The sequence below is a fragment of the Leclercia sp. 29361 genome (assembly GCF_011290365.1).
Taxonomy (GTDB): Bacteria; Pseudomonadota; Gammaproteobacteria; order Enterobacterales; family Enterobacteriaceae; genus Enterobacter; species Enterobacter tamurae.
In genome coordinates this window covers 4365888-4387069 of record NZ_CP049786.1, presented here as the reverse complement: position 1 = coordinate 4387069, position 21182 = coordinate 4365888, and the positions used below count along the sequence as shown (strand labels likewise).

The 21182-nt window shown below is 57.5% G+C and carries 12 protein-coding genes; 5 read left to right on the top strand and 7 right to left on the bottom strand.

Features of this window, described 5'->3' with window-relative positions; all coding sequences use genetic code 11:
- Positions 1–9: 9 nt before the first annotated feature.
- Entirely contained in the window at positions 10–4470 is a 4461-nt protein-coding gene (gene gltB, locus G7090_RS20930; protein ID WP_166184255.1) for a glutamate synthase large subunit, read from the bottom strand.
- A 683-nt stretch (positions 4471–5153) separates the two neighbouring features.
- Between gltB and G7090_RS20925 the strand changes: the two genes are divergently transcribed.
- Positions 5154–6095, top strand: a complete 942-nt coding sequence (locus tag G7090_RS20925) for a TIGR01212 family radical SAM protein (RefSeq protein ID WP_166185491.1) — start codon at positions 5154–5156, stop codon at positions 6093–6095.
- Here G7090_RS20925 and G7090_RS20920 read toward each other — a convergent pair.
- On the bottom strand, positions 6075–7577 hold the full coding sequence (locus G7090_RS20920; RefSeq protein WP_166184253.1) for a helicase HerA-like C-terminal domain-containing protein: 1503 nt from the start codon (positions 7575–7577) through the stop codon (positions 6075–6077). The genes G7090_RS20925 and G7090_RS20920 overlap by 21 nt on opposite strands.
- Positions 7578–7714: 137 nt before the next feature.
- Here G7090_RS20920 and G7090_RS20915 point away from each other — a divergent pair, with 137 nt between their 5' ends.
- A complete protein-coding gene (locus G7090_RS20915) occupies positions 7715–9352 on the top strand; it encodes a dihydroxyacetone kinase subunit DhaK (RefSeq protein WP_166184251.1) in 1638 nt (545 codons plus the stop codon).
- 158 nt (positions 9353–9510) lie between these two features.
- Here the strand turns inward: G7090_RS20915 and G7090_RS20910 are convergent, their stop codons facing one another.
- The 5 genes from G7090_RS20910 to pepA all read right to left on the bottom strand — a co-directional run bounded on the left by G7090_RS20910 (position 9511) and on the right by pepA (position 16059).
- The gene (locus G7090_RS20910; RefSeq protein WP_166184249.1) at positions 9511–10530 is read right to left on the bottom strand and encodes an NAD(P)-dependent alcohol dehydrogenase; all 1020 of its coding nucleotides are present in this window, start codon (positions 10528–10530) and stop codon (positions 9511–9513) included.
- Between the two features lie 82 nt (positions 10531–10612).
- Positions 10613–11128, bottom strand: a complete 516-nt coding sequence (locus G7090_RS20905) for a GNAT family N-acetyltransferase (protein ID WP_371811735.1) — start codon at positions 11126–11128, stop codon at positions 10613–10615.
- A complete protein-coding gene (locus G7090_RS20900; protein WP_166184244.1) occupies positions 11128–13983 on the bottom strand; it encodes a valine--tRNA ligase in 2856 nt (951 codons plus the stop codon). Before G7090_RS20900 ends, G7090_RS20905 begins: the two co-directional genes overlap by 1 nt.
- Positions 13983–14426: a DNA polymerase III subunit chi gene (gene holC, locus G7090_RS20895; RefSeq protein WP_106994847.1), complete on the bottom strand. Its 444-nt coding sequence runs from the start codon at positions 14424–14426 to the stop codon at positions 13983–13985. The genes G7090_RS20900 and holC overlap by 1 nt, the downstream gene beginning before the upstream one ends.
- A gap of 121 nt (positions 14427–14547) precedes the next feature.
- Complete coding sequence (gene pepA, locus G7090_RS20890) at positions 14548–16059, bottom strand: leucyl aminopeptidase (RefSeq protein ID WP_106994846.1); 1512 nt, start codon at positions 16057–16059, stop codon at positions 14548–14550.
- 266 nt (positions 16060–16325) lie between these two features.
- Here pepA and lptF point away from each other — a divergent pair, with 266 nt between their 5' ends.
- The 3 genes from lptF to arcB all read left to right on the top strand — a co-directional run bounded on the left by lptF (position 16326) and on the right by arcB (position 20976).
- Positions 16326–17426 (top strand): LPS export ABC transporter permease LptF, encoded by a 1101-nt coding sequence (gene lptF / locus G7090_RS20885; RefSeq protein ID WP_106994845.1) that lies wholly within the window; start codon positions 16326–16328, stop codon positions 17424–17426.
- On the top strand, positions 17426–18508 hold the full coding sequence (lptG, locus tag G7090_RS20880; RefSeq protein ID WP_166184242.1) for an LPS export ABC transporter permease LptG: 1083 nt from the start codon (positions 17426–17428) through the stop codon (positions 18506–18508). The genes lptF and lptG overlap by 1 nt, the downstream gene beginning before the upstream one ends.
- Before the next feature lie 134 nt (positions 18509–18642).
- Complete coding sequence (arcB, locus tag G7090_RS20875) at positions 18643–20976, top strand: aerobic respiration two-component sensor histidine kinase ArcB (RefSeq protein WP_166184240.1); 2334 nt, start codon at positions 18643–18645, stop codon at positions 20974–20976.
- The last annotated feature ends 206 nt before the right edge of the window (positions 20977–21182 follow it).

Here is a 21182-nt window from a genome sequence, read left to right as displayed (position 1 = left end):
CTGAATTCCTTACTGCGCCTGCACACGCAGCTCTGCTGCGCTACGACTACGGTGACCCAACAGGGCTTTAACATCGCTGGACTTCGGTTTAACCAGCGCGAATTTCGCAGAGAACGCCGGCCAGTTCGCCAGGATCTCTTCGCCGCGCACGGAACCGGTATGGTGCACATGCTCGGTGATCAAGCCACGCAGGTGCTCCTCGTGGATCGCCAGGGATTCAACGTCCAGGATTTCCACCAGCTCCGGGTTCACGCGTTTGCGGAAGTCACCGCTTTCGTCCAGGACGTAGGCGAAACCACCGGTCATACCTGCCCCGAAGTTGACGCCGGTTTTGCCCAGCACGCAGACGATCCCGCCGGTCATGTATTCACAGCCGTTATCGCCGATACCTTCCACCACGGTGATGGCACCGGAGTTACGCACCGCGAAACGCTCACCTGCACGCCCCGCGGCAAACAGACGACCCCCGGTGGCACCGTACAGACAGGTGTTACCGATGATGCTGGCATCGCAGCTGCGGAAGGCCGAGCCGACCGGAGGACGCACCGCCAGCAGACCGCCCGCCATGCCTTTACCGACGTAGTCGTTGGCATCGCCCGTCAGGTACAGCTCAACGCCGCCGGCGTTCCAGACGCCGAAGCTCTGGCCCGCGGTGCCGCTGAAGTGAGCGGTGATCGGATCGGCAGCCAGACCCTGGTCGCCGTGGGTCTGCGCAATGTAGCCCGAGAGCGTTGCGCCGACTGAACGGTCGGTGTTGCGAATATCAAACCAGAAGGTTTTGCTCTGCTTCTCATCCACAAACGGCTTCGCCTGCTGCAACAGCTGGGCGTTCAGCACGCCATTGTCGAACGGCGGGTTGTTCTCGGTGCAGTACACCGCTTTGCCCGGATGCGGTTCAGCCGTTTCCAGCAGACGGGACAGCTTCAGGTTCTGCTGCTTAGCCGTGAATCCGTCCAGCTCTTTCAGCAGGTCGGTACGGCCAATCAGATCCACCAGACGCGTCACGCCCAGCTGCGCCATCAGCTCGCGGGTTTCGCGGGCGATGAAGTCAAAGTAATTGGTCACTTTGAACGGCAGGCCGTGATAGTGGTTCTTACGCAGCTTCTCGTCCTGGGTTGCAACACCGGTTGCGCAGTTGTTCAGGTGACAAATACGCAGGTATTTACAGCCCAGCGCCACCATCGGACCGGTACCGAAGCCAAAGCTCTCTGCACCGAGGATAGCCGCTTTGATGATGTCGAGGCCGGTTTTCAGACCGCCATCCACCTGCAGACGGATCTTATGACGCAGACCGTTCGCCACCAGCGCCTGCTGGGTTTCCACCAGGCCCAGCTCCCACGGACAGCCCGCATATTTCACGGAGGAGAGCGGGCTCGCCCCGGTGCCGCCATCGTAACCGGCGATGGTGATCAGATCCGCATAGGCTTTTGCCACGCCGGTGGCGATTGTGCCCACGCCCGGCTCGGAAACCAGTTTTACGGAGATCATCGCTTTCGGGTTGACCTGTTTCAGGTCGAAAATCAGCTGCGCCAGATCCTCGATAGAGTAGATATCGTGGTGCGGCGGCGGGGAGATCAGCGTCACGCCCGGTACCGAGTAGCGCAGTTTGGCGATATACGGGGTCACTTTGTCACCCGGTAACTGTCCGCCTTCGCCCGGTTTCGCACCCTGGGCAACTTTAATCTGGATTACGTCGGCGTTGACCAGGTACGCTGGGGTCACACCGAAGCGGCCGGAAGCGACCTGCTTGATGCGCGACACTTTGTTGGTGCCGTAGCGCGCCGGATCTTCACCGCCTTCGCCGGAGTTGGAGTTCCCGCCGATGCTGTTCATCGCTTCTGCCAGTGCCTCGTGGGCTTCCGGGCTCAGCGCGCCGATAGACATCGCGGCGGTATCAAAGCGTTTGAACAGTTCCGTGGCCGGTTCAACGTCGTTAATGCTTACAGCGGTATCGCCCGGGTTCACCGCCAGCAGATCGCGCAGCGTGGCCGCCGGACGGTTGTTCACCAGCTCGGCATACTGCTGATAATCGCTGTACTCGCCGCTCTGGACGGCCTGTTGCAGGGTACGCACCACGTCCGGGTTATAGGCGTGGTATTCACCGCCGTGGACATACTTCAGCTGTCCGCCCTGATCCAGTGGCTTACGAGCCAGCCAGGCGCGTTTGGAGAGGTTCAGCAGATCCTGCTGGAAGTCGCTAAAGCCCGCTCCGCCAATACGGCTGATCACGCCCTGGAAGCAGAGGTCGGCCACGTCGTCATGCAGACCGACAGCTTCGAACAGCTTCGAGCAGCGGTAAGAGGCGATGGTCGAGATGCCCATCTTGGACATGATCTTGTACAGGCCTTTATTGATGCCGTTACGGTAGTTCAGCATCACGGTACGGTAATCTTTGTCGATGGCCTGGCCGTCTACCAGCTTGGCCAGCGTTTCGTAGGCCAGGTACGGGTAGATCGCCGTCGCACCGAAGCCCAGCAGCACCGCGAAGTGGTGTGGGTCACGCGCGCTGGCGGTTTCCACAATGATGTTGGCGTCGCAGCGCAGGCTCTTATCGACCAGACGGGTCTGGATAGCACCGACGGCCATTGGTGCCGGAACCGGCAGGCGGTTCTTCGCAATGTTACGGTCGGACAGCACCAGCAGAACGGTGCCGTTACGCACCATCTGTTCCGCTTTGTCACACAGCGCATTCACCGTCTCTTCGAGGGTCGCTTCGGTCACGTCGAAGGTGATATCGAGCGTGTCGGCGCGGTAGTGCTCCTCTTGCAGAGTGGTGAGCTGTTTAAAATCGGAGTACAGCAGGATCGGCGACTTAAAGGTCAGACGGTGCGCCTGACCTTCGGCTTCGCAGAAGACGTTCATCTCACGACCGATGCTGGTGGCCAGCGACATTACGTGGGCTTCACGCAGCGGATCGATCGGCGGGTTGGTCACCTGCGCGAACTGCTGACGGAAGTAATCGTAAATGATACGCGGCTGGCTGGAGAGCACGGCAAACGGGGTATCATCACCCATGGAGCCGACCGCTTCCTGGCCGTTTTCGCCTAACACGCGGATAACCGAGTCCAGCTCTTCCGCGCTGTAGTTAAACTGTTTCTGGTAGCTGGCGAGGGTATCGTCATCCAGCTCGCGGCTGCCCACGTCCTGATCCGGCAGATCTTCAAACGGCACCAGACGGCGAACGTTTTTCTCCATCCACTCTTTGTACGGATGACGGCTTTTCAGATCGTTATCGGTTTCCGCGGAGTGCAGGATACGGCCACCGCGGGTGTCGATTACCATCAGCTCGCCAGGCCCTACGCGGCCTTTCTCAACCACTTCGTCAGGCTGGTAATCCCAGATCCCCACTTCAGAGGCGCAGGTGATCAGCTTGTCTTTGGTGATGACGTAGCGCGCCGGGCGCAGACCGTTACGGTCGAGGTTACAGGCGGCAAAGCGCCCGTCGGACATCACGATACCGGCAGGGCCATCCCACGGCTCCATGTGCATGGAGTTAAAGTCGAAGAAGGAACGCAGCTCAGGATCCATATCCGGGTTGTTCTGCCAGGCTGGCGGAACCAGCAGGCGCATGGCGCGGACGATATCCATCCCGCCGGCCAGCAGCAGTTCCAGCATGTTATCCATGGAACTGGAGTCAGAGCCGGTTTCGTTGACGAACGGCGCTGCATCGTGCAGATCCGGGATCAACGGGGTCTGGAATTTATAGGTACGGGCGCGTGCCCACTGGCGGTTACCGGTGATGGTGTTGATCTCGCCATTGTGCGCCAGATAGCGGAACGGCTGAGCCAGCGGCCAGCGTGGAACGGTGTTGGTGGAGAAGCGCTGGTGGAACAGGCAAATGGCCGATTCCAGACGCAGGTCCGCCAGGTCCAGGTAGAAGCGCGGCAGGTCAGCCGGCATACACAGACCTTTATAGATGTTCACCAGGTTCGAGAGGCTACAGACGTAGAACTCTTTATCTTCCTGGAGACGTTTTTCAATGCGGCGACGGGCGATAAACAGGCGGCGTTCCATATCACGTGGACGCCAGCCCGCAGGCGCGTTGACAAAGATTTGCTCGATACGAGGCAGCGAGGAGAGGGCGATTTCACCGAGTACCCCTTCGTTGGTGGGCACTTCGCGCCAGCCGACGATAGACAGGGTTTCGCGTTGAAGTTCTTCTTCGACGATGCGGCGCGATACGGCGGCTTTTTCCGCGTCCTGATTCAGGAACAGCATGCCGACAGCGTAGTTTTTGGCTAAACGCCAGCCGCGCTCTTCCGCTACGATGCGAAAGAAACGATCCGGTTTTTGCAGCAGCAGACCGCAACCGTCGCCGGTTTTACCATCCGCAAGGATAGCGCCACGGTGCTGCATACGGGCCAGTGCGTGTATAGCGGTACGCACTACCTTGTGGCTAGGTTCGCCTTCTATGTGGGCGATCAGGCCGAAACCACAGTTATCCTTCTCAAGGGATTTATCGTACAACATATCAGTGAACCTCCCCAGGCTCTTCGGGACTTCTCTCCGGACCGTGGCGCACAGGCACAGCAAGAGCGCGGCGACGGGGTTTGCGTTTCATACGCGTACCTCGCATTCGCCCTCTTAATATCCTTTTCGCACAGGTCAAACAAGTTTGAGGACTTGCTTCAGAGGGAATCTCAACTACTGCATAAATATGATGAGCAGGCTGCTCATCCAGAAAGCTTCCAGCGGATTTCCAACTTATCGGGAATCCGTACACAGGTCAAATGGCAATCTTATTTATACAAAAATGTGCTAAAGGAAGAGTATCAATCTGATTTTATTGGGTATTTGGCGAGATTCACATCCCGGTAACCTTGCTGTGGACGTTAGGGGAGTGTGATCTGACTCACTATATGAAAGCGGTATTAGAGCGGTAGCATGCTAAATAGTGCGATTTAAGCAGGATTTAATGCTGCTTATTAGTGGAGGCCCGCATGATGTCACTGTTTTTCAGCGCAGGCGATATAAATGAAAAAATCCTGCCGAACATAAGGAAAAGTAATTAGAAAGGCGATGAATGAAATTGCAATTATCCTGGGTATTTATGCAAAGGATAAAAGCACGCCGGGACGATTGATCCAGGTCATCGCCGTCGGAGGTGAAAAATGGCAGGCTTGTCCCCTTTCAATGGGGCGGTCTATCAGATTATGCAGTTACAGAAATTAGTCAATATGTTTGGTGGGGATCTTTCACGCCGCTACGGGCAGAAGGTCCATAAGCTGTCGCTCCACGGGGGATTTAGCTGCCCGAACCGCGACGGCACTATCGGGCGTGGCGGCTGTACCTTCTGTAATGTGGCCTCGTTTGCCGACGAAGCGCAGCAACACCAGTCCATCGCGACGCAGCTCGCACACCAGGCAACGCGGGTTAACCGGGCAAATCAGTATCTGGCCTATTTTCAGGCCTATACCAGCACATGGGCGGAAGTGCAGGTGCTGCGCTCCATGTATCAGCAGGCGGTGAGCCAGGCCAATATCGTCGGGCTCTGCGTCGGGACACGGCCTGACTGCGTGCCGGAGGCGGTGCTGGATCTGCTCAGCGAATACAAAGAGCAGGGGTATGAGATCTGGCTGGAGCTGGGATTGCAGACCGCCCACGATAAAACCCTGCACCGTATCAACCGCGGTCATGATTTTGCCTGCTATCAACGCACCACCCGGCTGGCACGCGAGCGTGGGTTGAAGGTCTGTACCCATCTGATTGTCGGCCTGCCGGGAGAAGAACAGCATCACGGCCTGGAAACGCTGCACCGCGTGGTAGAGACCGGCGTCGACGGCATCAAGCTGCACCCGCTGCATATCGTGACGGGCAGCATTATGGCTAAAGCCTGGGAAGCCGGGCGACTGAATGGCATTGAGCTGGACGACTACGTGGCGACGGCCGGAGAGATGATCCGCCACACGCCGCCGGAGGTGGTGTATCACCGCATCTCCGCCAGCGCCCGCCGTCCAACGCTGCTGGCACCGCTGTGGTGCGAGAACCGCTGGACGGGGATGGTGGAGCTGGATCGCTACCTGAACGAGCAGGGGGTTCAGGGCTCGGCGCTGGGAACGCCGTGGATGCCTGCGTTACCGTCGGCGTCCGCCTAATAAGCTGCCCAGCACACCGCGTACAATCTGATTCGTCACCTGACGCGCCGCGCTTTTCGCCATGGTTTGCACCACCCCGTCGCGTTTACCGCCGCGCGGGCCGGTGCTGCCAAACAGGATGTCCTTCAACCCGCCGAGGATCCCATCATCGACCTCAACGGACTGGCCCTTCGCGGCGGGGGCCTCCTGCTGCGCCGGGCTGGCCTGTACCCCTTTTTGCAGCATCTCGTACGCCGATTCTCTATCGACGTCGTCTTCGTATTTACCATAGACCGGGGAGTGGTTAATCAGCCCGTTACGCTCATCGTCACCGATCGGCCCCATCCGGGAATTAGGAGCGATCACCATCGCGCGCTCGACCACTGAGGGGCTGCCTTTGGCATCAAGAAAAGAGATCAGCGCCTCGCCGGTCCCCAGCGCCTGAATGGCCGCTTCGGTATCAAAGGCCGGGTTGGCGCGCATGGTCTGCGCTGCGGCTTTCACCGCCTTCTGATCTTTTGGCGTAAAGGCGCGCAGGGCGTGCTGGACACGGTTGCCCAGCTGGCCCAGCACGTTATCGGGAATATCGGCGGGGTTCTGCGAAACAAACCAGACACCCACACCTTTAGAGCGGATCAGGCGGATCACCTGTTCGATCTTATCCAGCAGCACCTGCGGGGCATCGCTGAACAGCAGATGGGCTTCGTCAAAGAAGAAGACCAGCTTCGGTTTTTCCAGGTCGCCCGCCTCCGGCAGTTGCTCAAAGAGATCAGAGAGCATCCACAGCAGGCTGGCGGCGTAGAGCTTTGGCATCTGGTAGAGCTTTTCCGCACTCAGAATATTGATGATGCCTTTGCCGTTGCTGTCGGTGCGCATCCAGTCTTTGATATCCAGCATAGGTTCGCCAAAGAAGTGTTCAGCACCCTGTTGCTCCAGCGTCAGCAATCCACGCTGGATAGCCCCCACGGAGGCGCTGCTGATATTGCCATACTGATTCTGGAAAGATTTGGCGTTATCCCCGATGTACTGCGTAATGGCCCGCAGATCTTTGAAATCGAGCAGCAGCAGCCCCTGATCGTCGGCAATGCGGAAGATGATGTTCAGCACGCCAGTCTGTACCTCGTTGAGGTCGAGCAGACGCGCCAGCAGCAGTGGGCCGAGATCGGAGACAGTGGCGCGCACCGGATGACCTTTCTCCCCGAAAATATCCCAGACCACCACCGGATTACCCTCTGGTTGCCAGTCGGTAACGCCGATGTTGTTCAGCCGTTCAAGGAGCTTTTCCGAGCCGACCCCTTCCCGGGCAACGCCGCTGAGATCGCCTTTAACATCGGCCATAAAAACCGGCACGCCAATACTCGAAAATGACTCGGCCAGCTTTTGCAGCGTCACGGTTTTACCCGTGCCGGTGGCACCGGTAATCAGGCCATGTCGGTTAGCCATTGCGGGCAGAAGAAATTGTTCGTTATCCCGCGTCCGGGCAATCAGCAGGGGTGTACTCATGGTCGGCTTCCTCGTTCAGTCCTGCGTGGAGTATAGGCAACCTGACGGTAAAAAGAGCGGGTCAATTTCTGACTTTGCGGCGCGATATCCAGCACGGACTATGCTTTTGCATACGATTCACAACATATTGGAAAGCTATGTCCAGATTCTTCTTTAATGACCGCAAACAGCTGGTTAATGACGCCATTGAAGGTATGCTCATCTCCGCCCCGCACGGCAATCTTGTCAAACTGGATAGCGATCCGGCGATCCGTGTGGTGGTGCGCGCCGACTGGGATAAAAGCCGCGTGGCGGTGATTTCCGGCGGCGGATCCGGTCATGAACCGGCGCATGCGGGGTTTGTGGGTAAAGGGATGCTGACCGCTGCCGTCTGCGGCGATCTGTTTGCTTCCCCGAGCGTAGAGGCGGTGCTGAATGCCATCGTGGCGGTGACCGGCGAGCAGGGCTGCCTGCTGATCGTCAAAAACTACACCGGGGATCGTCTCAACTTTGGCCTCGCGGCAGAAAAAGCCAAGCGCTTCGGGCTCAAAGTGGAGATGGTGATTGTGGCCGATGATATCGCTCTCCCGGATAACAATCAGCCGCGGGGCATTGCCGGAACCGCGCTGGTGCATAAAATTGCCGGGCATGCTGCCGAACAGGGGAAATCGCTGAGGGACGTGCGGGATATGGCCCTTCAGGCCTGCGATAATCTCTGGAGTCTGGGCGTGGCGATACAGACCTGCAATCTGCCGGGCAGCGACGATGAAGAGGGGCGCATCAGAAAAGGTCACGTCGAGCTGGGGCTGGGGATCCACGGTGAGCCAGGGGCGTCGGTGGTCGAGACGCAAAACAGCAGGGCGATTATCGATACGCTGGTGAAACCCTTGCTGGCGCAGGCAGGTGTTGGGCGGCTGGCGGTGCTGATCAATAACCTCGGCGGCGTCTCGGCGCTGGAGATGGCGCTGCTGACCAAAGAGCTGGCGCATTCGGCGCTGAAAGATCAGATCGCGTATTTGATTGGTCCGGCACCGCTGGTGAGTTCGCTGGACATGAAGGGCTTTTCCTTGTCCCTGTTGAAGCTAAACCCGAACTTTGAAGAGGCGCTCAACGCGCCGGTAGAGACGCTGGGCTGGCAAAAGCCGGTGGCCTTTGCGCCGCTGCGCTCGCTGGCACACACCCCGCTGCATGACAGCGAGGAATTTACCCCGTCAGCGAATGCGAACGTCGCGCAGTACCTCGCTGCGGCCACGGGTTGCTTAATCGCCCTGGAAAATCGTCTTAACGCCCTGGATGCAAAAGTGGGGGATGGCGATACAGGGTCGACCTTTGCGCAAGGTGCACGGGACATTGCGCAATGGCTGGAGGAGGAGCGCCTGCCGCTGAACGATCTGCCGCAGCTGCTGCTGGTGGTGGGCGAGCGGCTGGCGACGGTGATGGGAGGATCGAGCGGGGTATTGATGTCGATCTTCTTTACCGCCGCCGGACAGGCGCTGCGGAGCGGGAAAGCCTTGCCCGCTGCCTTGCTGACCGGGCTTGCGCAAATGAAACAGTATGGCGGGGCCGATCGCGGGGATCGCACCTTGATCGACGCGCTCCAGCCCGCGCTGGAAGCGTTTCAGACAGGGGATATTCAGGCTGCCGCCAGGGCTGCAAAAGAGGGGGCGGATGCCACGGCGAGTATGAGCAAAGCCGGAGCGGGGCGCTCATCCTATGTGAATAAAGAGAATCTTGACGGGGTAGCCGATCCTGGGGCGGTGGCAGTGGCTGAGGTATTTGCGGCCCTGGTGCGATAGTGGGAAATTGCCGGGTGGCGAGGTAAATGCAAAACGGTAACAACCGTTACCGTTTTTAATGTTTGCTCCCTCTCCCGGTGGGAGAGGGACGGGGTGAGGGCATCAGACCGCACCGCCCCGTAGGCCCGGTAAGCCTGGCACCACCGGGCAACAACAGCTTAAAAGTCTGCTTTCAGCACCACGCGATAACGAGCTTTGCCGTCACGGACGTGCTGGATAGCGTCGTTGATTTTCGACATCGGGTACATCTCGATGGTCGGCGCGACTTTGGTGCGACCGGCAAATTTCATCAGCTTACGCAGCTCATAAGGTGTGCCCGTTGCAGAACCCGACACGCTGCGATCGCCGCCAATCAGCGTGAACGCCGGAACAGGCAGTGGCTTCAGGACAGCACCCACGGTATGGAAATTACCGCCGTAGGCCAGCGCTTCAAAGTACGGCTGCCAGTCGAGATCGACGTTAACGGTGTTGATGATCAGATCAAACTGACCGGCCAGAGCTTTCAACAGCTCAGGGTCGCGGCTGTTCACCACCTTGTCAGCACCCATTGCCAGCACTTCCTGCTCTTTCGCCGGGTTGGAGCTGAACGCCGTTACTTCACAGCCCATCGCGTGCAGAAGCTTGATGGCAATATGGCCCAGGCCACCAATACCGATTACCCCCACGCGGCTGGTGGCGGTGATGTGGTGCATCAGCAGTGGTTTAAAGACCGTGATCCCGCCGCACAGCAGCGGACCGGCAGATTCGATATCCATCTGCTCAGGAAGAGGAATGACCCACTGCCAGTCGGCGCGCAGTTTGTCAGCGAAACCGCCGTTATTCAGAATGGTAGGGGTGGCGCCTTCCAGACAGTTAATCTGGTTGCCGCTGATACAGGCATCGCAGTGACCACAGCTGCGTGCGGTCCAGCCGATGCCCACGCGTTGGCCAATCTTCAGCCCTTTTTCCTGCGCGGCACTGCCGAGGGCCACCACGCGGCCAATCACTTCGTGCCCGGCAATCAGCGGGTATTGCGAAAAGCCCCATTCGTTATCGATCATCGACAAATCGGAATGGCAGATCCCGCAGTAATCAACCTGGACTTCAACGTCTTCTGCTTTCAGCTCGCCCGCATCGTATTCGTACAGCTCAAGTTCTGCACCCGCCTGCGGTGCGGCGTAGCTTTTTATCTTCGACATGATATTACCCCCTGATGGTGTGGAACTGAGAGTGTAGAGCATTCAGTTTACAGCCGCTTAACAGAAGGGGGCAGGAAAGGAATTATAACGTTTTCAACATTCGCACTTCGCAATCAACATGCCCGGTACATCCCAGCGGCTGGTCGATATGCTCAAAGCCGAGATGTTCGTACAGTCTGATGGCGTCGGTCAGAAAGGCGGTGGTTTCAAGATAGCAGCGTTTAAACCCCTGCGCGCGGGCATGATCCAGTGCCTGTAACGCCAGTTTTTTGGCTAAGCCTTGTCCACGGACGACGGGCAGGAAATACATTTTTTGCAGTTCGCAGATGTCCGGCTCGCTGCAGGAGAGCGGCGCAACGCCACCGCCACCCACAACCTGGCCATTCTGCTCCACCACCCAATAGGCATGCCCCGGCTGGCTGTACACCGCGTACAGTTCATCGAGATTGGGATCCGCAACGGTATAACCTTTATCGGCCGTCAGGCCGTACTCAGCAGATACCCGGCGGATAACGCCGGCGATTGCCGGGTTATCCGTGGCGGTGATACGGCGCAGATGCGCCGTTACAGAGGCATTTACATGCATAGCTTCACTCATCACAGCGCGCTAATGACAGCCTGTTGCTCGATCAGTTTCGCTTTAGCATCCGCGAAACCAACCAGACGCTCACGCTCTTTAGCGATAACCGCTTCCGGTGCGCGGGCGACAAAGCCTTCGTTAGACAGTTTGCTTTCGATCTTACCGATTTCAACTTCAACTTTAGCCACTTCTTTCGCCAGACGCGCCAGCTCAGCCTCTTTGTCAACCAGGCCAGCCATCGGGATCTGCAGCTCGGCGCCGTCGATGATTTTGGTCACGGAGACCGGACCTTTATCATCTGCCGGCAGCACGGTGATGCTCTCCAGACGTGCCATGGTCTGCAGGAAGGTGTTGTTCTCCGTCACGCGACGAACCGCCGCCTCGCTGCAACCACGCAGCAGCAGTGCCAGTGGTTTACCCGGGGAGATGTTCATCTCTGCACGGATGTTACGCACGGCAACGATCGCCTGCTTCAACCACTCGGTATCGGCAGCAGCAGCTTCATCAACCTGCGCAGCATCGAAGGCCGGGAACGGCTGCAGCATGATGGTATCGGCATTGATACCGGCAATCACCTTCACGCGCTGCCAGATGGTTTCGGTAATGAACGGGATGATCGGGTGCGCCAGGCGCAGCAGACCTTCCAGAACGGTAATCAGGGTGTTGCGCGTACCGCGCAGCTCCGCTTCAGATCCACCGTTCATCACCGGCTTGGTCAGCTCCAGGTACCAGTCACAGAACTGGTTCCAGGTGAACTCGTACAGAATGCCTGCCGCGATATCGAAGCGGTAGCTGTCCAGCGCCTCACGGAACGCTTTGGTGGTCTGGTTGAATTCCGCCAGGATCCAGCGGTCAGCCAGCGACAGAGTCATTTCGCCGCCGTTAAAGCCGCAATCCTGATCTTCGGTGTTCATCAGCACAAAGCGGCTGGCGTTCCACAGCTTGTTACAGAAGTTGCGGTAACCTTCCAGACGTTTCATGTCCCAGTTGATGTCGCGACCGGTTGAGGCCAGCGCCGCCAGGGTGAAACGCAGGGCGTCGGTACCGTGTGGCTCGATGCCGTCCGGGAACTGCTTCTCGGTGCGCTTGCGGATCTTCTCAGCCAGCTGCGGCTGCATCATGTTGCCGGTACGTTTCTCCAGCAGATCTTCCAGCGAGATACCGTCAACCATGTCCAGCGGGTCAATAACGTTACCCTTGGACTTGGACATCTTTTGACCTTCGTCGTCACGGATCAGACCGGTCATGTAGACGGTATGGAACGGAACCTGCGGCTTGCCGTCTTCATCTTTGATGAAGTGCATGGTCATCATGATCATGCGGGCGATCCAGAAGAAGATAATGTCGAAGCCGGAGACCATCACGCTGGTTGGGTGGAACTGACGCAGCGCATCGGTATTCTCTGGCCAGCCGAGGGTGGAGAAGGTCCACAGCGCGGAAGAGAACCAGGTATCCAGCACGTCTTCATCCTGACGCAGGGCGACGTCAGCGCTCAGCTTGTTTTCCTGACGCACTTCGTCTTCGGTGCGGCCCACGTAGACATTGCCTTCGTTGTCATACCACGCCGGGATGCGGTGACCCCACCACAGCTGACGGGAGATACACCAGTCCTGGATATCGCGCATCCAGGAGAAGTACATGTTTTCATACTGTTTTGGCACGAACTGGATGCTGCCGTTCTCAACCGCTTCAACAGCCGGTTTCGCCAGCACGTCGGCACGCACGTACCACTGGTCGGTCAGCATCGGTTCGATCACCACGCCGCCACGGTCGCCGTAAGGAACGGTCAGGTCGTGCGGTTTGATCTCTTCCAGCAGGCCCAGGGCGTCAACAGCGGCAACTACCGCTTTACGCGCGGCAAAACGCTCCAGATTCTGGAACTCAGCCGGGATATCGCTGGAATAGACGTCAGATTCTTCGCCTTTGGTGTCATACACTTCCGCGCTTTCGCGGATGTCGCCATCAAAGGTCAGGATGTTGATCATCGGCAGGGCGTGACGACGACCCACTTCATAGTCGTTAAAGTCGTGTGCCGGGGTGATCTTCACGCAGCCGGTGCCTTTTTCCATGTCGGCGTGTTCATCGCCCACAATCGGAATGCGGCGGTTTACCAGCGGCAGCACCACGAATTTACCGATCAGATCTTTGTAACGCGGATCTTCCGGGTTAACGGCCACGCCGGTATCGCCCAGCAGGGTTTCCGGACGGGTAGTGGCCACCACCAGGTAATCTTTACCGTCTGCGGTTTTGGCACCGTCGGCCAGCGGATAGCGGATATGCCACATGGAGCCTTTAGACTCGCGGTTTTCCACTTCCAGGTCAGAGATGGCGGTGCGCAGTTTTGGATCCCAGTTTACCAGGCGCTTGCCACGGTAGATCAGGTCTTCTTTATACAGACGGACGAACACTTCTTTAACGGCGTTGGACAGGCCTTCGTCCATGGTGAAGCGCTCGCGCTCCCAGTCCACGGAGTTGCCGAGACGGCGCATCTGACGGGTAATGGTGCCGCCGGATTCCGCTTTCCACTGCCAGATTTTGTCGATAAAGGCGTCGCGACCGTAGTCGTGGCGGGTTTTACCTTCTTCAGCGGCAATTTTACGTTCGACCACCATCTGGGTAGCAATACCCGCATGGTCAGTACCCGCCTGCCACAGGGTGTTTTTGCCCTGCATGCGCTGGTAACGGATCATGGTATCCATGATGGTCTGCTGGAAGGCATGCCCCATATGCAAACTGCCGGTGACGTTCGGCGGCGGGATCATGATGCAGAAGGACTCTTTGCTTTCGTCGCCGTTAGGCTTGAAATAGCCCTGCTGTTCCCAGTGCTCGTAAAGCGGCTGTTCGATATCGCGTGGGTTGTATGTCTTTTCCATTATTTCCAGGTTGCCGTATTCAGGTTAAAACCAGCCAGGCGGTACGCTTTATAGCGTTCGCGCGCCAGTTGTTTCAAAGAATCTTCGTGAGGGACAAAGTCTACCACTTCTGTGAAAGCGGTGGCAAAATCTGCAAAGCCGGTACGCAGGCTGATTAAAATATCCCGCGGGCTGCTGTTGCGTTTTTGCGGCCAGGCGATCTCCACCGGCGCGCCACCGCGCGGTCCTTCCCCCGCGAGATTATGCGGAACAAAACTTTCCGGCGGTCGTGCCCACAGGGCTTCATCCAGACGGATGGCCTGCTGCTCATCTTCACAGGCAATCAGCACGCGTTTTCCACCGCGCCAACGTTCTGCGGCAATCTCACACACCAGCTGTTCGACGGCGCTGAGGCCATCCTGTTGCGTGTCATTGTCCAGAAGATAGAACGTCGCGTTTTTCATATATGGGGCTTCTTGTTGTGGATTTAAATGCAAAGCCGGGTGGCGCTACGCTTACCCGGCCTACAAACGGCATTATCCCGTAGGCCCGGTAAGCGTAGCGCTACCGGGCATCAGACGGGAATTACTCTTCGCCGTTAAACCCGGCGCGGTTCAGCAGGAACTGCGACAGCAGGGCAACCGGGCGGCCGGTGGCGCCTTTGGCTTTACCGGAACGCCATGCAGTACCGGCGATGTCCAGGTGGGCCCAGTTGTATTTGCGGGTAAAGCGCGCCAGGAAGCAGGCTGCGGTGATGGCACCGCCAGGACGCCCACCGATGTTGGCCATATCTGCAAAGTTGGACTCCAGCTGCTCCTGGTACTCATCGGCCATCGGCAGACGCCATGCGCGGTCGCCCGCCTGTTCGGAAGCACCGATCAGCTCATGGGCCAGCGGGTTGTGGTTCGACATCAGGCCGGTGATGTGGTGACCCAGCGCAATCACGCAGGCACCGGTCAGGGTTGCCACGTCGATCACCGCTTCAGGCTCGAAGCGTTCTACGTAAGTCAGCACGTCGCACAGTACCAGACGGCCTTCGGCGTCGGTGTTCAGCACTTCAACGGTCTGGCCGGACATGGTAGTGAGCACGTCGCCCGGACGATAGGCGCGTCCGCCCGGCATGTTTTCACAGCCTGCCAGCACGCCGATCACGTTGATAGGCAACTGGAGTTCCGCCACCATACGCATCACACCGTAGACCGCCGCCGCACCGCACATGTCGTACTTCATCTCATCCATGCCTTCGGCCGGTTTGATGGAGATACCGCCGGAGTCGAAGGTCAGGCCTTTACCGACCAGCACAATCGGACGCACGTCTTCAGATGGGTTGCCCTTGTACTCGATGACCGACATCAGGGATTCATTTTGTGAACCGTTGCCGACGGCCAGGTAGGAGTGCATACCCAGCTCTTTCATCTGCTGTTCGCCAATCACGCGGGTGACCACATTTTTGCTGTAGGAGTCAGCCAACTGGCGCGCCTGGGAGGCAAGATAACCGGCGTTACAGATGTTTGGCGGCATGTTGCCCAGATCTTTCGCGGCTTTGATACCCGCAGCGATCGCCAGACCATGCTGAATGGCGCGCTCGCCGCTGGTCAGCTCACGACGAGTCGGAACGTTAAAGACCATTTTACGCAGCGGACGACGAGGTTCGCTTTTAGTGGTTTTCAGCTGATCGAAGCTGTAGAGGGTTTCTTTTGCGGTCTCAACCGCCTGGCGCACTTTCCAGTAGGTGTTGCGGCCTTTGACGTGCAGTTCGGTCAGGAAGCACACGGCCTCCATTGAGCCAGTATCATTCAGTGTATTAATCGTTTTCTGAATAACCTGTTTGTACTGGCGCTCATCCAGCTCGCGCTCTTTGCCACAGCCAATCAGCAGGATGCGCTCGGACAGTACGTTCGGCACATGATGCAGCAGCAGCGTCTGACCCGGTTTGCCTTCCAGCTCGCCACGGCGCAGCAGGGCGCTGATGTAGCCGTCGCTGATTTTATCGAGTTGTTCTGCGATCGGAGAGAGTCTGCGGGGTTCAAACACGCCGACGACGATGCAGGCACTCCGCTGTTTCTCCGGGCTACCGCTTTTTACACTGAACTCCATGAACTACGCTCCTGAATCTTAAAGACAACAGCGGCAGCTACGGATAGAATTGAAACCTTTCGTAACTCATGCCCGCTGTTGCGGTGACTTCGTGTTAATCTTACGTTATTACGGTTTCGACACGTCATAGTAACTACTGAAGCGCGAATCCGCCGGGTGTTCTAATCTTAGCGATGATTTCGACGACTCAAGAGAATAAATGACGTTTAAGCCATGAAACAAGCGATTTTCCTGCAAAGAGACGGGTTTTTACGGGCGTATTTAATGTGATAATCATAAGATATCTGGTGCGGGAGACGCTCAAAAGCCAGCTGGCGATACTCTTCATCCTGCTTCTGATCTTTTTCTGTCAGAAACTGGTGAGGATCCTCGGCGCGGCTGTCGACGGTGAAATTCCCACAAATCTGGTGCTTTCTCTGCTCGGGTTAGGCGTGCCTGAAATGGCGCAGCTTATCCTGCCATTAAGCCTTTTCCTCGGACTGCTGATGACGCTCGGTAAACTCTATACCGAAAGTGAAATCACCGTCATGCACGCATGTGGTCTGAGCAAAGCGGTACTGATTAAAGCTGCGATGGTCCTGGCGCTGTTTACCGGCATCGTGGCCGCGGTGAACGTGATGTGGGCCGGGCCTGTCTCCTCGCGACATCAGGACGAAGTGCTGGCTGAAGCGAAAGCGAACCCCGGCATGGCCGCACTGGCGCAGGGGCAGTTCCAGCAGGCAACCGACGGTAACTCCGTGCTGTTTATTGAAAGCGTGGATGGCAGCCGCTTTAACGACGTCTTCCTCGCGCAAATCCGTACCAAAGGTAATGCCCGTCCGTCCGTGGTGGTGGCCGATTCCGGTCAGCTCGCCCAGGATAAAAACGGTTCGCAGATCGTGACCCTGAACCAGGGCACTCGCTTTGAAGGCACGGCGATGCTGCGTGATTTCCGCATTACTGACTTCCAGAACTATCAGGCGATTATTGGTCATCAGACGGTGGCGCTGGATCCTACCGATACTGAGCAGATGAGCATGCGTACGCTTATCAACACCGATACCAATCGCGCCCGCGCGGAGCTGCACTGGCGACTGACTCTGGTATTCACCGTCTTTATGATGGCGTTGATGGTGGTGCCGCTCAGCGTGGTCAACCCACGTCAGGGCCGCGTGCTCTCCATGCTGCCCGCGATGCTGCTTTATCTGGTGTTCTTCCTGCTGCAGACCTCGATCAAATCGAATGGCGGTAAAGGAAAAATCGACCCGGTTATCTGGACCTGGGTGATTAACGGACTCTATCTGCTGTTGGCGGTCATCCTCAACCTGTGGGATACCGTGCCGATGCGCCGTGTACGAGCCCGGTTTACGCGTAAAGGAGCGGTGTAATGCAGGCGTTTGGCGTTCTTGACCGCTATATCGGTAAAACCATTTTTACCACCATCATGATGACGTTATTCATGCTGGTGTCGCTCTCCGGCATCATCAAGTTTGTCGACCAGCTGAAAAAGGCCGGGCAGGGGAGCTATGATGCGTTGGGGGCGGGTATGTATACCCTGCTCAGTATTCCGAAAGACGTGCAGATCTTCTTCCCGATGGCGGCGCTGTTAGGCGCTCTGCTGGGGCTGGGGATGCTGGCGCAGCGCAGTGAGCTGGTGGTGATGCAGGCGTCGGGCTTTACCCGTATGCAGGTTGCGCTGTCGGTGATGAAAACCGCGATCCCGCTGGTATTCCTGACCATGGCGATGGGTGAGTGGGTTGCGCCACAGGGCGAGCAGATGGCGCGTAACTATCGTGCGCAGATGATGTATGGCGGCTCGCTGCTCTCGACCCAGCAGGGGCTGTGGGCGAAAGACGGGAATAACTTTGTCTATATCGAACGCGTTACCGGCGAGAACACGCTCGGCGGCGTGAGCATCTACAGCTTTAACGATCAGCGTCGTCTGCAGGCAGTGCGTTATGCGACCTCTGCGACCTTCGATACGGAGAAAAAGGTCTGGCGTTTGTCCCAGGTGGATGAGTCAAACCTGCAGGATCCAAAACAGATTACCGGTTCGCAGACGGTCACTGGTACCTGGAAAACCAACCTGACCCCCGACAAGCTCGGCGTGGTGGCGCTGGATCCGGATGCGCTGTCCATCAGCGGCCTGCACAACTACGTGAAGTACCTGAAGTCGAGTGGCCAGGACGCCGGGCGTTATCAGCTCAACATGTGGAGCAAGATCTTCCAGCCGCTCTCCGTGGCGGTGATGATGCTGATGGCGCTGTCGTTTATCTTCGGCCCGCTGCGTAGCGTTCCGATGGGGGTACGTGTCGTGACCGGCATCAGCTTCGGTTTCGTCTTCTATGTCCTCGATCAGATTTTTGGTCCGCTGACCTTGGTTTACGGTATCCCGCCAGTTATTGGCGCGCTGCTGCCAAGCGCCTCCTTCTTCCTGATCAGCCTCTGGATGCTGTTGAAGCGCTCCTGACCCCTGACACCTCACCTCCTCCTTTCGGAGGTGAGGTGCATCCTCTGTTCTACCCCTCACTTTTTTGCACAACCTTCAACGTCTTGCCTGGAATTTGAGTATTATTGTGCGATGACGTCGTGAAGAGATCCCCTATGAAGCAAATTCGGTTACTGGCGCAATACTATGTCGATCTGATGATGAAGCTCGGCCTGGTCCGCTTCTCCCTGCTGCTGGCGCTGGCGCTGGTGGTGCTGGCGATTGTGGTGCAGATGGCCATTACCATGGTGCTGCACGGCCAGGTTGAGAGCATTGACCTCATTCGGTCTATTTTCTTCGGCCTGCTGATCACCCCTTGGGCGGTCTATTTCCTCTCGGTAGTGGTTGAACAGCTGGAGGAGTCCCGCCAGCGGCTGACCAGGGTAGTGGAAAAGCTGGAGGAGATGCGCGAACGCGATCTGAAGCTTAACGTGCAGCTGAAAGATAACATCGCTCAACTGAACCAGGAGATCTCAGATCGTGAGAAAGCCGAGGCCGAGCGCCAGACCACCCTGGAACAGCTGAAAATCGAAATGAAGGAGCGCGAGCAGACGCAGATCCAGCTTGAGCAGCAATCCTCATTCCTGCGCTCTTTCCTCGACGCCTCCCCGGATCTGGTCTTCTACCGCAATGAAGACAAAGAGTTTTCCGGCTGTAACCGGGCGATGGAGCTCCTGACCGGTAAAAGCGAAAAGCAGCTCGTCAGTCTGCGCCCCCAGGACGTCTACTCCCCCGAGGCGGCCGCCAAAGTTATCGAAACCGACGAGAAGGTGTTCCGTCATAACGTCTCCCTGACCTACGAGCAGTGGCTCGACTACCCGGACGGGCGCAAAGCCTGCTTCGAAATCCGCAAAGTGCCGTATTACGACCGGGTCGGGAAACGCCACGGGCTGATGGGTTTCGGGCGCGACATTACCGAGCGTAAGCGCTATCAGGATGCCCTCGAGCGCGCCAGCCGCGATAAAACCACCTTTATCTCTACCATCAGCCATGAGCTGCGTACCCCGCTCAACGGCATCGTGGGGTTAAGCCGCATTCTGCTCGATACCGACCTGACGGCAGAGCAGGAGAAATATCTGAAAACGATCCACGTTTCAGCGGTCACGCTCGGCAATATCTTCAACGATATTATCGATATGGATAAGATGGAGCGGCGCAAAGTCCAGCTGGATAACCAGCCGGTGGACTTCACCGGTTTCCTGGCCGATCTGGAAAACCTCTCCGGCCTGCAGGCACAGCAGAAAGGGCTACGCTTTGTGATGGAGCCAACGCTGCCGCTGCCGCACAAGGTGGTGACTGACGGCACGCGCCTGCGCCAGATCCTCTGGAACTTGATCAGCAATGCGGTCAAGTTTACCCAGAGCGGTCAGGTGGCAGTTCGCGTGCGTTACGGCGAAGGCGAGATGCTGCACTTCGAGGTGGAAGATTCCGGGATCGGGATTCCGCAGGAGGAGCAGGACAAGATCTTCGCCATGTATTATCAGGTTAAAGATAGCCAGGGAGGCAAGCCCGCTACCGGCACCGGCATTGGCCTGGCGGTATCGCGTCGCCTGGCGAAGAGCATGGGGGGCGACATTACGGTGAGCAGCAACCCTGGACACGGCTCGGTGTTTAAACTGAGCGTTCGTGCTCCGGCCGTGGCGGAAGAGGTCGAAGATACCTTTGCCCATGACGATATGCCGCTGCCTGCTCTGCACGTGCTGCTGGTGGAAGATATTGAACTGAACGTGATTGTGGCGCGCTCGGTGCTGGAGAAACTCGGCAGTAGCGTCGATGTCGCCATGACCGGCAAGGCCGCACTGGAGATGTTCACCCCGGGGGAATACGATCTGGTGCTGCTGGATATTCAGCTCCCGGACATGACCGGGCTGGACATCTCCCGTGAACTGACCAGCCGTTACGCCAGCGATGAGCTGCCGCCGCTGGTGGCGTTGACCGCCAACGTGCTGAAAGATAAAAAAGAGTACCTTGATGCCGGGATGGACGATGTACTGAGCAAACCGCTGGCGGTACCTGCCTTAACCGCCATGATTAAGAAGTACTGGGACACCAGTGACGAAGAGGAGAGCACCATGACGACGGTAGATACGGAAAAAGCGCAGTCTTTGCTGGATATCGAGATGCTGGAGCAGTACATCGATCTGGTGGGTCCGAAGTTGATCACTGACGGTGTAGCCATGTTCGAAAAAATGATGCCAGGCTATCTGAACGTGCTGGAGTCCAACCTGACGGCGCGGGATCAAAAAGGCGTTGTTGAAGAGGGCCATAAGATCAAAGGAGCCGCCGGCTCTATTGGTTTGCGTCATCTGCAGCAGCTAGGTAAGCAGATCCAGTCCCCGGATTTACCGGCGTGGGAAGATAACGTGGGTGAATGGGTTGAAGAGATGAAGCAGGAGTGGCAGAACGATGTGGCCGTCCTGAAAGCCTGGGTGGAGAGCAGAAAAAAATGACCCCGGCTAAACCGGGGTGCGCGAATACTGCGCCAACACCAGGGAAATCTTGGCTGCGCCTTAATAAGTTGTTTTTAGGATAATGGCGTAGCCGGAAAATTCAGGCCGCACGCAGTTAAGATAGCAAATCTTAAATACTTTGTTACATGAATCAGTTAAATGTGTGAAGCACACCGTATTAATCAGAATTTTTAATGTGCATGTAA